At 27.2% G+C, this 12,961-nt stretch carries 9 protein-coding genes and 5 tRNA genes; 6 read left to right on the forward strand and 8 right to left on the reverse strand.

Translation table 11 applies throughout. The features are described 5' to 3' along the window. Positions 1 to 2 precede the first annotated feature (2 nt). The 5 genes from ABIV_RS01175 to ABIV_RS01195 all read left to right on the forward strand — a co-directional run bounded on the left by ABIV_RS01175 (position 3) and on the right by ABIV_RS01195 (position 1,319). Positions 3 to 785, forward strand: a complete 783-nt coding sequence (locus ABIV_RS01175; protein WP_114838159.1) for a thiazole synthase — start codon at positions 3 to 5, stop codon at positions 783 to 785. Between the two features lie 110 nt (positions 786 to 895). Further along, positions 896 to 973 (forward strand) — tRNA-Pro (locus tag ABIV_RS01180). 12 nt (positions 974 to 985) lie between these two features. Then, positions 986 to 1,062 (forward strand) — tRNA-His (locus tag ABIV_RS01185). A 42-nt stretch (positions 1,063 to 1,104) separates the two neighbouring features. Then, a tRNA-Arg gene (locus tag ABIV_RS01190) sits at positions 1,105 to 1,181 on the forward strand. Positions 1,182 to 1,234: 53 nt separating this feature from the next. Continuing rightward, positions 1,235 to 1,319, forward strand: a tRNA-Leu gene (locus ABIV_RS01195). A gap of 127 nt (positions 1,320 to 1,446) precedes the next feature. Here ABIV_RS01195 and ABIV_RS01200 read toward each other — a convergent pair. The 8 genes from ABIV_RS01200 to ABIV_RS01235 form a co-directional block, all read right to left on the reverse strand. Further along, positions 1,447 to 2,007, reverse strand: a complete 561-nt coding sequence (locus ABIV_RS01200; RefSeq protein ID WP_114838160.1) for an outer membrane beta-barrel protein — start codon at positions 2,005 to 2,007, stop codon at positions 1,447 to 1,449. 258 nt (positions 2,008 to 2,265) lie between these two features. After that, positions 2,266 to 2,622, reverse strand: coding sequence for a hypothetical protein (locus ABIV_RS01205; RefSeq protein WP_114838161.1), 357 nt, complete (start codon positions 2,620 to 2,622; stop codon positions 2,266 to 2,268). A 242-nt stretch (positions 2,623 to 2,864) separates the two neighbouring features. After that, positions 2,865 to 3,206: a hypothetical protein gene (locus ABIV_RS01210; protein WP_114838162.1), complete on the reverse strand. Its 342-nt coding sequence runs from the start codon at positions 3,204 to 3,206 to the stop codon at positions 2,865 to 2,867. A gap of 181 nt (positions 3,207 to 3,387) precedes the next feature. Continuing rightward, on the reverse strand, positions 3,388 to 3,723 hold the full coding sequence (locus ABIV_RS01215) for a hypothetical protein (protein WP_114838163.1): 336 nt from the start codon (positions 3,721 to 3,723) through the stop codon (positions 3,388 to 3,390). After that, on the reverse strand, positions 3,710 to 9,058 hold the full coding sequence (locus ABIV_RS01220; protein ID WP_114838164.1) for a two-partner secretion domain-containing protein: 5,349 nt from the start codon (positions 9,056 to 9,058) through the stop codon (positions 3,710 to 3,712). The genes ABIV_RS01215 and ABIV_RS01220 overlap by 14 nt, the downstream gene beginning before the upstream one ends. After that, on the reverse strand, positions 9,048 to 10,046 hold the full coding sequence (locus ABIV_RS01225) for a hypothetical protein (RefSeq protein WP_114838165.1): 999 nt from the start codon (positions 10,044 to 10,046) through the stop codon (positions 9,048 to 9,050). The genes ABIV_RS01220 and ABIV_RS01225 overlap by 11 nt, the downstream gene beginning before the upstream one ends. 3 nt (positions 10,047 to 10,049) lie before the next feature. Further along, positions 10,050 to 11,687, reverse strand: coding sequence for a ShlB/FhaC/HecB family hemolysin secretion/activation protein (locus tag ABIV_RS01230; protein WP_228254323.1), 1,638 nt, complete (start codon positions 11,685 to 11,687; stop codon positions 10,050 to 10,052). A 155-nt stretch (positions 11,688 to 11,842) separates the two neighbouring features. Beyond that, positions 11,843 to 12,529, reverse strand: a complete 687-nt coding sequence (locus ABIV_RS01235; protein WP_114838167.1) for a response regulator — start codon at positions 12,527 to 12,529, stop codon at positions 11,843 to 11,845. A 349-nt stretch (positions 12,530 to 12,878) separates the two neighbouring features. Here ABIV_RS01235 and ABIV_RS01240 point away from each other — a divergent pair. Beyond that, positions 12,879 to 12,955, forward strand: a tRNA-Met gene (locus ABIV_RS01240). The last annotated feature ends 6 nt before the right edge of the window (positions 12,956 to 12,961 follow it).

Here is a 12,961-nt window from a genome sequence, read left to right on the forward strand (position 1 = left end):
AAATGAATGACCATATTTTAAAAATTGGTAATTATGAATTTAACAGTAGATTAATTGTTGGTTCTGGTAAATATAAAGATTTCCAAACAACAAAAGATGCAACTCTTGCAAGTGGAAGTGAACTTATCACTGTTGCAATTAGAAGAGTAAATATTACAAATCCAAATGAAGAGAATTTATTAGACTATTTTAAAGATACAAATGTAAAATTACTTCCTAACTCAGCTGGATGTTTTACAGCTGAAGAGGCTATCACAACTTTTAGACTTATGAGAGAAGCAACTGGAATTGATATTATTAAATTAGAAGTTATAGGTGATGCACAAAAAACTTTATATCCAGATGTGATTGATACAATCAAAGCTTGTGAAGTACTAAAAAAAGATGGTTTTACAGTTATGGCATATACAAGTGATGATCCAATTGTTGCTAAGAGATTAGAAAATGCAGGTGCAGATGCAATTATGCCTTTAGCTGCTCCAATTGGTTCTGGTCTTGGAATTCAAAATCCATATAATATTGCATTTATTAGAGATGCAGTAAAAGTTCCTGTTTTAGTTGATGCTGGACTTGGTTGTGCAAGTGATGCAGCATATGCAATGGAATTAGGTGCAGATGGTATTTTAGCTAATACAGCAATAGCACAAGCACAAGATCCAATGGCAATGGCAGAAGCATTTAAGTATGCAACAATTGCAGGAAGAATTTCATATAAAGCAGGAAGAATACCTAAGAAGCCCTATGCAACGGCATCTTCACCGGTAGATGGGTTAATCCAATTTTAGTGAAAAATAGAAAATTAGAAAATTTTTTCTAATTTTCGCAAAAAGGTCTTGACAAACTTTTATTTATATAGTATAATTCCGTCCACTTTTTGAAAGATTAGTGAATGATTCGGGGCGTAGCGCAGTCTGGTTAGCGCACCTGGTTTGGGACCAGGGGGCCGGAGGTTCGAATCCTCTCGCCCCGACCATTTTTTTAAGTGGTAGGTATAGCTCAGTTGGTTAGAGCATCGGGTTGTGGTTCCGAGGGCCGTGGGTTCGAATCCCATTACTTACCCCATTTTAGCATTCTTTCAGAATGTTTTTTGTATAATTTTTTGATGCGTCTGTAGCTCAGCTGGATAGAGCAATGCCCTTCTAAGGCATCGGTCACACGTTCGAATCGTGTCAGGCGTGCCACTTTTAAATAAGATTAAAGTTGTTTGCAACTTAATCTTTTTTTTTGTCTATATGCGGATGTGGTGAAATTGGTAGACACGCCAGACTTAGGATCTGGTGCCTCACGGTGTGGAGGTTCGAGTCCTCTCATCCGCACCACTTTTTATAAATACTTTCCCTTTTATTTTATAAGATTTACTTCTTTTAGTTGTAGTTCATTTTAAAACTATTTGAATAAAAATATATCCAAATAAATATTGCTACAAGAAAGATTTTCTAGGCTTTATTAGAATCTATATACAAAACCAGCTGATAAAAACTTAGAATCTGATTCATCAAGTTTAATAACTTCATATTCAGTTCTTATAGATATAGATTCAGTAATTGGAAAATTTATACCTAGTCCATATATTGGTTTATTCCCATCTCCTTTTATTTTTGAATTTTCATTAATATCATTTGTTCCTGTTATTTTTCCCTTCCAATGTTGTAGACCAGCTTTTAAAAATGGTTTAATATGTTTATGTATAGGATATGATACAACACCTGTTATACCATAAGATTTAATATCTGCTTCTAGATTTAATGAAGATGCACTATCTTTATATGTAACGGTTCCTAAATCACTATAATAAAGTTCTGTTGCTAAATATTTATTAAATTGATATCCACCAAATATTTTATATCCTGTATCTTTTTCATCTAATGATTCTGTAGAGCTAGTAGTATTAATTCCTGTGTCTACTTTAGCTTGACCAGCACTTATACCTAAATACCAATTATTATTTTCTGCTTGTGCTAAAGTTACTACTAACAATAGAGCACACCCTAATTTTATTTTATTCATTTTTTCTCCTAATTTTGCTTTAGAAGAAAAGTTTATTAAAAAGATGTTACAAAAGCTGTCACATTTAAATTAAAATTACAAAAAATTTTAAATTTTAAATTTTTAGTTAAATTAGTGGCTACTTTATTTATAAATTAAGATGAGGTAGAGGTAAATATTCTTTTAATCATTCAAATCATTATAAATAGGTATTTGTTACTTACCATAAGTGTAATTTTATTAGTTCCTCTATAATATTTTTAATTAGACTTATATATATTAAAATGATAATATCCATTGCTGTTGCTGTTTACAATACTCTTTTCCTGAGAGTATTTTCCAACCTATGACTTTTTGTTTTGGATCATTTTTCTTTGCTAAATGTCCATAAATACATTTTTCTGATACTTTTCTTTTGTAATTATTTCTTATATATATATATTTATCATCATTATAGTCTTTTTGAATATAGTATTGTGAGTAAAACTCAATACTAGAATGACTATTATATATATTTGTATTGTTTGTTATAGCATTTTGTTGTTGTTCAAATATTTCATAACTCTTAACACCAATACCACATCCACTTAATAATAAAGAAATTATAAATATTAAAAGAATACTCTTAATTTTCATTTTGTATCTCCTGTGCTAATTGTTCATTTTTCTTATAGTTTTCTATGATATTATCTATTTTTCCTTTTTTATAAATATTTATTGGATAACGGGGACAGTCGCCACCTTAAAAAGTGATAAAAATCAATACACTTGAATCCATGAATTTTTACTCTTTATATATTTTTGTATAAATGGTGCTGCTGCAAATGGAATAGATATCAAAAAGAGTAATCCCTTTGCAGTATTTATTAAATGAAATATTAAAATGATAATATCCATTGCTGTTGCTGTTTACAATACTCTTTTCCTGATAAGATTTCCCATCTTATTGGTATTTGTTTTGGGTCATCTTTTTTTGTTATAAAGCCATAATTACATTCCTTTGGTATATGTTTTATTTGACTAGAGTCTTTTATATATATATATTCATTTTCATTATAATTTTGCTTTATATAAGCTAGTTTAGGGTTTAACATACTAATCTGATTTCTAATAACTGAATTCTGTTGTTCTTCAAATACCTCATAACTTTTAGCACCAATTCCACACCCACTTAATAACAATGAAATTACAAGTAAAAATATAATATTCTTAATTTTCATTTTACATTTCCTTTATAGATTGTTTTTATTCATATTCTTTAATTATATTATCTATTTTGTTCTTTTTGAAAACTACTTATTGCATTAATTTCATTTATATTATTTTGTATAAATGGTGCTGCTACAAATGGAATAGATATGAAAAAGAGTAATCCCTTTGCAGTATTTATTAAATAAAATATTAAAATGATAATATCCATTTTTGTTGTTTTTTACAATACTCTTTTCCTGATAAGATTTCCCATCTTATTGGTATTTGTTTTGGGTCATCTTTTTTTGTTATAAAGCCATAAATACATTTTTTAGGAACATTTCTTTTATTATTATTTCTTATATATATATAGTGTGTATCACTATAACTTTCTCGAATATACCCCTTTGAATAATTATTAAAGCTAGTATTATTTTGAATAATAAAATTATTTGATTTTTTAAATGTATCATAATTTTTAGATCCTGTATAACACCCTGAAAATATAAATAATATTAAGATAAAAAATAAATTATTTATTTTCATTGTGATTCTCCTGTACTAATTGTTCATTTTTCTTATAGTTTTCTATGATATTATCTAGTTTTTTCTTTTGTTCTTTTTTTAAACTATTTATTGCATTTATTTCACTTATATTATTTTGTATAAATGGAGCTGCTGCAAATGGAATAGATGGGATAAGGAGTAATCCACTTGCTGTATTTATAAATATATCATCACTTTTCAAAAATGTTTTATTGTCTATATTCTCATAATTCCAACTTGATATAAAGTCATGTGGTCCTGCAAAGTATTCTACTGTTTTGTCAACTACTCCACCTTCAGCATATGGTATTCCAAATATCAATCTCTCTCCTGTTTGTGCTCCACCAAATGGAGCAATAATTTTATCTTTTGTAATTGGATCAAGTCCACTTCCTGCCAATTTCACTCCATCACCATTAACCCCAATACTTTTTACATTATCAGGAATTTTTTCTCCATTCTTTCCTGCATAATCATAGTTATCTTTCACATATTTTCTCATTTGTAATGAGCTATCATTAAATATTGATAATACTGCTCCTGTTTTAAATCCATCTTTAAACTCTCCTCCTGTTAGTTCAGAGGTAATACCTTGTGCAGCACCTCTTACCACTGCATTTTGAGCATAATCTGTAACACTCATACTTTCTTTGAGTGCATCTATTGATAATGCAGTATTTGCATAAGAAAGTACCCCAGCACTCACTGCTCCTTTTAATAAGGTTTTTCCATCTAATTTAAAGCTATTTCCAGTAATAGCTGAAGTAACTAATTGATTGGTTACTCCCGTTACTAGTGATTGTACTACTGCTGCTTGTACACTTGCTGTTGTTAAAGTAGCTGTTGTTGCAGCTGTTGCGGCTCCTCCTGCTGTTCCTACTATTGCTGCTCCTGCTCCTGCTGTTAGTACTGTTACTACAACAGCAACAATTAAAGCACCTAATCCACTTAAGCTTGTGGTTTTTTCATCCCATTCATCATTATTAAGTACTGCTTTTACTAGATTTATTTGTTCATGAGTTAATTTCCCTTCAGAAGAGAGAGCTTTTATTATATTATCACTTGTCAGTTTTTCAGTTATATCTTTATTATTTACTATAAGTTTTTCATTTACTTCTATTTTTGCTTCTTTAGCTATCTCTTTTATATATCCTTTAGTAGCTATTGTTTTTGTTAGTATTCCACTTGTATCTGAAAATTTACTAAGATATTCAGAATCTTTTGAAGAGATTAGGTTTATTATCTCTGCTGTTATCTCTGCTTGGTTTGCTTTTATTTTTGAGGCTATTAGTGTAAGTGAATCTGTATCTATGTTTACATTTTTAGCTTGTAGTAGTGATGCTATATTTTTTGAGCTTTGTTTCTCTATTTTTGTACTTGAACTTGAGAAAAAGCCTTTTGATTCACTTTTATATTTTGAGGAGCTTGTATCTTGAGAAGAGGTGATATTTACATCTTTTGCATAGATGTTTGCGTCTTCTTTTACTTTTATTGTACTACCACTTATATTTAAATTACCATTTGTTAAAACAGTTAGGTTTTTTGCTTCAATTTGTGAACCACTATTTTTTGAAGAGTCTCCTTTATAGTATCCCCCATATACATCAAAATAAAACTTCTCTTTTTGTTTTGCTGTATCTATAGTTACATCCCCTTTATCGGCAATTATTACAGCATCTTCTTCTGCTTTTACTTTTGAAGAGGTTATATTTACACCTTCTCCTGCATTAATCAGTAAATTTCCTCCTACTAATATTTCTGAGTCTTTCCCTTTATTTGTAGTTGTTTGAGAACCTCTTTTATATTTATAGGTTTCTTCATTTGTAGCTACACTTATATTAATATTCTTTTTAGCATTTAATTTTAAGTCTTTTCCCGCTTTTATAGCTCCACTAATATTATCAATATTTGTATTACTTTGTAGTGCAGCATTGTTTTTAGCCTCTATTGTTCCACCATGATTTTGAATATTATTTGATAAAATTGCTAAATCATTTCCTGCTTCTATTTTTCCTTGATTTTGTAATGTTCCCGTTGTTGCAAGGGCTATATCTTCTCCTGCAATTATTTGTGAACCATTTTTTAAATTTTCTTTATTTAAAGATGCAAGATATACAACAGGTACTAATACTTTTTGTCCTTGTATAATCTTCTCTTCCATCCAAACTATATCTTTTGTAAGACTATTTATTTGCTCTTTAGATAAAGTTACTCCAAATGCAAGATTAAGATTCTTTTGTACCTCTATAGCATTATCCATTAGCCCTTTAAATTGAGCTAAGTCACTGTCATATCCTTTTAAGTATCTTTGTCCACTTAGATTTATGATACTATTTCGTATAAGTGTTGTCTCATACATAGCATCACCGAGTCTTTTTATTGTTTTTGTAGGGTCATAGCCAAGTTTTCCCATCATATAATCACTACTGATAAAAGTTTGATAATTTGTATAAAGTGGATTAGCCTCTATTAAATAACTATGTTTAGGGTTTTCACTTAATGTAAATAAACCAAATTTATTTTTTGGTAAGGTTAGTTTTGAAGTAAGATCACTACTATCTTTATTTATAGTGATATTACTTACAGTTTTAAGTGTTGGTGTATTTCTTGTTTGATATAAACCATTTTGATTACTTATTACAGTTTGTTTTGTATTCTCTTGTTGAGTCAATGTGTTTTGAAGCTCATCACTAAGTGTATTATAAACTTTGTCAAATTCATTAATTAAAGTAGATAAATTACTGTTTTCGATTTCTCCAATAATTGTATGATTATTTTCAATTATATTTTTAATATCCACATCTACATCTATTAATGCTTGCTTTTGTTCAGCCATATCTTCTACAACATTTAAAGAGGAATCAATATTTTCTATATTTTCTAGATTTGTTGTATTTTGTGTAAGATTATCTTTAAGTGTTGATAAATAACTTTCAAGTTTTATTATCTCCTGTTCTAAGTTTGTTGAAGAATTTAATGTTTTAGTATAATTAATTACTACTTGAAGATTATCCATAGTCTCTTGATCTTTACTAATGACATCTTCTAGAGCAGTTTTTATATTTTGAAGATCTATTTTAAATGTTGTAAAGTCATCATTTGTTTGTATACTATCTACTTTAGCTTCCATATCCTGAACTTCATTTACTATTAAATTGATTTGTTCATTATTATCATCTAGTGCTGTTATTCCATTTTGTAGACTAATACTATTAGACACTATGGTATTGATTTCATCTTGTTTTTGTGAAATTTCTTGCTGAGTTAATATATCCTGCCCATTATTTATATTATTTAAAGTAACAACATTTCCTATAATTGATCTTTTTGCTTGAATACCATAATTTATTACAGGAACTTTAGATGTACTTTTAGATGTAAAGGTTCCTCTATATCCTGCTCTTGTTTTATGTTTCATGCAAGAGCCAGAAACCCTTTTTGAACAATATTTCTCTTTTCTGTATTGTTTTGTGGTTACAGAAGTTGTTGTAAGAGCAACTTTTCCAACATTATTTGCAGTTAAGGCATTTAATATTATATCTTTGTCTGAAGAGATTAAAGAGTAATAGTTGTTAAGAGTATCTACATCAATAGTTATATTTCCCTCTGCTAACATTAATGCTGGATCTGTTGGTATTGTTAAGAGATCCGTTCTGACAGTTGTAGTTACAATATCATAACTTTTTGAACCTCCCCGAGAAACTGTTTTTGTACTTGATGTTATTTTAGGAGTATATACAGGTGATGCAGCTGTATTATTTAGTGTTTTAGCTGTTATATTGATATCTTTATGGGATTGAATTAATCCTTTATTTGTAATTGTATTTATTTTATCTTTATCTTCATTAGCAGCAATATTTATATTACCATCTGCATAAATCATACTAGTTTTTTCATTATTTAAAGCATTTGAAATTAATAAATTAATTTCATTATTACTTCGTATCATCTCTTCATTTGTAAGAGTATTTGCTTTTATACTCATATCATTTGTAGTATATAATGCCCCTTTATTAGTGATAATTTGTGTTTTTATATTTACATTATCTGCTGTAACTACACCTTTATTATCTATATCTGTACTGATAAGTGTTAGTTTATCTTTAGCATAAATTGTTCCATTTGTATTATTAGTAAAGTCTGTTATATTCGCTGTAATATCATCATCTGCTTGAATAAGATTATTATTTTCTACTTTGGTACTATTAACTACAATATCATTTTTAGAATAGATATTATTGTTATTAATAAGTTCTTGTTCAACTTCTAGTGATAAATTACTATTATCTGATATAGCTCTTAATTCACCTGAGTTATTAATATTTTTTGCTTTAGTAATAAGATTATTACTAGCTTCTATAATACTTCCTGCGTCTACAATTAAATCTTTACTTGTTTTTAGTAATATATTTTTTGCACCAACTTCATTTGTACTTTCTATATTTGCATTTGATATTGTTATATTTATATTTTCATTAGCAACAACTTTTTTTAATACAAGGTTTCCATTTGCATTAATAATTAAATCTTTTTGAGAGATAACTTCAGGAGGCAAGTTTACTCCTACTCCTTTATCATTACTTGTTAAAGTAATTGTATTTGCATAAATACCTCCTAATAAAGAGGAATCAATTGCAATTCCACTACCATTAGTATCTAAAGAAGTTATGGTACCATCTTGTGAAATATCATTATCTCCTGTTACAATATTAAGCTTATTTGCATAGATTTTTGCATTAAGTTGTAAAGCTTTAGAGTAAAGATTTACTTTGTCTATATTATTTACATTAAATCCTTCTCCTTCTATAATAATATCTTCACCTCTTACATTAAAGCCACCAAGTTCATTTCCATAGAAAAAAGGTTTTCCCGTTGTTAATGTAGCTTGTGGAGTATTTATAAAGCCTCCTCCATTTACAGAAATTCCATTTGGATTTGCGATAATAACATGAGCTGCGCTCCCTGCAACTTCCGTATAACCTTTTAGTAAACTTTTATTTGTTCCTGTTACTTCGTTTAAAATAACTTTTGCTGTTGTACTTAAATTTTTATTACGGTTAATATATCCTGCTAGTTGGGTTTTTGTAACTACTCGTGAATTATTTAAAATAAGTCCTTGCTTATTAACATTGTAGTTTTTAAATTTATTATGGGAAAGTCCATTAGAATTTGGATTTACAATATTAACAATAGGTACACCATTTTGAGCATTTCCTAAAGATGGTTTATTCATGCTTGAAGCTGTTGAATCTACTGTAATTCCGCTTGCATAAACTATTTGATTAAATAGTAAACTAATACTTAATAAAACTGAGCAAACTTTTTTAAAAAACATTAACTTTTCCCCTTTTGTGATTTATTTTGCATGTATTAATAATTTCATCTACTTCATGATGACAATTATGATTTAAGACATCAAATATTTTTATCTCTTTGGATTGAATTTTTTTTTCGACACATAAGCCAAATTTATTTATGTCATATACTTTATTATCCAACTCTATTTTCTTACATCTATTTGGATGAAAATATTTAGAGTTATCTACAATGATTCCTTTTGCATTAAAATACTCGAGATAATTTATTGCATAGAACCCTCCACATTTTCCATTAGTACAAAGATAACTATGGTAATATGTATCTAAGGTATCTGAACATAAATAAACTTCTTGTTTTGGAAGAGCTGAAAGGTATTGTAGGTTTTGAAGAATGTCATCATTTTTTATCTTTGTTATCCATTTAGAATTTTTTGGATCATAACTACCTTCTGGAAAAAAAAGTATTCCACTTAGAGGTTCTAATAGTCCACTTCCATATGAAAAATCAACTTGAAGTAAAGGGTTTGTATCTTTAACAACTTTCCCATTTTTATCATAATCTAATATTTTAACTATTTTATTTGTACTATCTACAACAACTCTGAGACTTTTCATTTTGTTATAAATAAAATAATATATTTGGCCATTGGTTTTCATACCATAAGGAAGAGTGTCATATTTTGTTTTATAAAGGTATTCTCTAATTACTTTATTATTAGCATCTGTTACTATGTAAAGTTTTTCATTCCCTTGCCAAAAATATTTTTCGATAACTTTTCCATTAATTGATTTAGATGTTTTTATAGAACTATCATCTAAATTGAATGATATTATTTTATCTTCTTGAATAATTTTCAAAAGATGGTTCTCTTTTGAAAATTGATACTTAGTTTTTGTATCGATATCTTCATATCTTAAAATATGATGTGCCATACGATCTTGATTAAAATATAGAAAAATAGTACCAATTATGAAAAATATCATTAATAATATAAGCTTTTTCATCTTTTAGAACCTATATCCCATTGATATTCCAAAAAATTTACCTGTTTCCTCTACATCTTTTTTACGTAAGGGTGTTGCATAATAAAATTGCATTGAAAAATCATTATAAAAATATTTTCCTCCTAAAGAATAACTAGCTAATATTCCCCCTTGGGTACTTTCATCTTCCCCTATAGAACCATAATCATATGCTAAAAAATATTTTTGAATAAATATATTAAAGAGTTTAGAAGACAAAGACTTTTCTAGTTCATTTCGTATATAATAGCCACTATTACCACTTAATCCTTCTTTGTTATAACCTCTAACACTATATGGTCCACCAATACTAATTTGGTTATTTCCAAAAAGTAAATCTTTTGTATCCTGATAATGTCCATTAAAAGAATATTGTAAGCCTAAGAATTGTTTAAAAAGACTCACATCAATATTATAAAATGAAAAATTTTCATCTAAATCAGTAGGATTATATGTTCCAAACCAATCTGTACCTTTTGTGTACGTTAAAGATATATAAGAATAAAAACCTTCTTGTTGAAAAAGGTAATCTAGTTCTATTCCTTTAGTCGCTAAAGAGTAGCTAGAAGTTTCAATTTGAGAATTTTCTATATAGTTTTCTGTATCATATCTTGATAAAAAAGCTCCTAGATTTAATCTATTTTCTCTATTGTGAAAAAGTTTATACTTCATATTAAAGGTTGAAGTATCTGTATATCCTTTTGTCTCATAATCTGTAATACCTACTTTTAATAACTGTTTATAACTAGATTTTTTATAACTAATAGTATTCAATAATCTACTTCCTATAGGAAAAGAGTAAACAAAGCTATTACCTTTAGAGTTTTCTATTTTTGTATGATTTTGTGTACTGTTAAGGTAAATTGAGAATTGATCATTTATCCCTAAGGGATTATCAAAATTTAAATTCATATTTCCTTGAAATTTACCTATTTTTTTTGAACCATAGTTATCAATCCCAATATTACCATTGAGTCTATTTGTCGTTTTATTTTCTATTTCAACATTTGACATTCCAATTTTTTTTGCTGGGACTATTTTAATAGTAGCTTTATTAGAGGGTAGGCGATTTATTGATTCTATTGCAGTTTCTAAATCTCTAAGATTTAAGTAGTCTTTTTCTTGAAATAAAAAAGCATTTTTTATATAAAGATTCTTTGGTGTTATATTATTAATCTTGCCTTCTAAAGCTATAATTTCTAATATGCCTTTTTCAATTTTTTGAGCTTTAAAATAAACTTTTGCAGTAACATATCCCTTATCTATATAGAGTTTTGTTAATTCTTTTGTTAAGTTGTTGAGTTCTGTTAATGTTCTGCATCCATTGTTATATTTTTGGAAAATCTTTTTTTTCTCTTTTTTTGAAAGCAATGTAATTGTATTTTCTTCTATTTTCTTAATTTCAACACATTTCTCATTACTTATTTTTTCCAATAAAGGCTTCTTCACTTCATTAAAAAATATTTTTTCATTACTATTTTTTTCAAGCTTTTTAAACTGTTCTTTTTGGCTTTCAAAAGATTGCCTCTCTTTTATGATTTGTTGTACAGGAGTATTTGCAAATACAAGATTTGTATTAAAAATCATGAATAAAAATATAAGAATTAAATTTTTTATTCTCAATATAATTACCTTATTTCTATTGACTTTTGGTCAAAAAATTAATATGTTTAAATTTTATTATATAGATGTCAAATAAGTTGTCAAATTATTTTTTAAATATTAAAAATATATTTAGTTTTATAAGTAAATTTAATATTGATATTTAAATTATTTTGTTAATTTGTTGTTATTAGTCTAAATCCATGATATGGAATAGTTTCTATAAGTTGATGATTTAATTTATTACGTAATCGATAAACAAGAGTTCTTACTGAACTTTGAGAAACATAATTTTCTTTCCATACATTATAAAGAATTGTATCCTTTGAAACAATATTACCTTTTGCTTCTATTAATAAGGATAATAGTATTTTTTCTTGTGATCCAATTTGTATTAATTCTTCTTTGTAGTAGAGTCTTTCATTTTGTTGATCATAATAATAGTCATATCCTAAGTGTAAAAAATTATTTTTATTTTTAAATTTTTTTTGTTTTAATTTATATATTAAAATTATTAAAGTTGCTTTGATATTATCTCTTTTATAAGGTTTTGCTAAATAGTTAAGTGGATAAGTTTCTGCTGCTCTTTCAATGGTATCTTTATCATTAAATGCAGAAATATATACAACAGGGATATTGTTGTTTTTACGAATTTCAAGAACTGTATCAATTCCATCTTTTTTATTTTTTCCAAGATTTATATCTACAAATAATAAATCGGGAAGTTCTCTCTGGATACTTTTTAATGCATCATCACAATTTGTTACAGTATCTATTACTTCATGTCCTAATTTTTCTATTGTGTTTTTTATATCCATAGCAATTAATATTTCATCTTCAACGATCAATACTTTGATTTTCATGATATTCTTCTTTCATTAGGTTAAATATTTCCTAATATTTAGTAACACTTTTAATTATAAATTTAATATCATGCATTTGTTTAAATATATATTTTTTAATTATTTTATAATATCTAAAATACATTTAATAAATATAATATATATTTATAATAATGTTGAATAATTAATATTTTTTCTTAGAAGTTAGGTCTTTCTTTTTATTTACGAGTTAACTTAACAAGGGATTAAGCTAGAGTTTATTATAATACTTGTCTGCCAAAAATGTAAGATAACTCTCATTTTTATCAGCACAACTTTTATTACTATAAAATCAATAATCTTAAGTTTCAATCTTACTTATTTTATTTATCGCGGAATAGAGCAGCTAGGTAGCTCGTCGGGCTCATAACCCGAAGGTCAGTGGTTCAAATCCACTTTCCGCAACCAAAAAAT

The organism is Halarcobacter bivalviorum, from assembly GCF_003346815.1.
In the GTDB taxonomy this organism is placed as follows: Bacteria; Campylobacterota; Campylobacteria; order Campylobacterales; family Arcobacteraceae; genus Halarcobacter; species Halarcobacter bivalviorum.

What these genes read in the sequence shown, in the direction of transcription:
- ABIV_RS01175 (WP_114838159.1), top strand. Translation starts at nt 3, where the DNA reads ATGAATGACCATATTTTAAAAATTGGTAATTATGAATTTAACAGTAGA.
- ABIV_RS01200 (WP_114838160.1), bottom strand. Translation starts at nt 2,007, where the DNA reads ATGAATAAAATAAAATTAGGGTGTGCTCTATTGTTAGTAGTAACTTTA.
- ABIV_RS01205 (WP_114838161.1), bottom strand. Translation starts at nt 2,622, where the DNA reads ATGAAAATTAAGAGTATTCTTTTAATATTTATAATTTCTTTATTATTA.
- ABIV_RS01210 (WP_114838162.1), bottom strand. Translation starts at nt 3,206, where the DNA reads ATGAAAATTAAGAATATTATATTTTTACTTGTAATTTCATTGTTATTA.
- ABIV_RS01215 (WP_114838163.1), bottom strand. Translation starts at nt 3,723, where the DNA reads ATGAAAATAAATAATTTATTTTTTATCTTAATATTATTTATATTTTCA.
- ABIV_RS01220 (WP_114838164.1), bottom strand. Translation starts at nt 9,058, where the DNA reads ATGTTTTTTAAAAAAGTTTGCTCAGTTTTATTAAGTATTAGTTTACTA.
- ABIV_RS01225 (WP_114838165.1), bottom strand. Translation starts at nt 10,046, where the DNA reads ATGAAAAAGCTTATATTATTAATGATATTTTTCATAATTGGTACTATT.
- ABIV_RS01235 (WP_114838167.1), bottom strand. Translation starts at nt 12,529, where the DNA reads ATGAAAATCAAAGTATTGATCGTTGAAGATGAAATATTAATTGCTATG.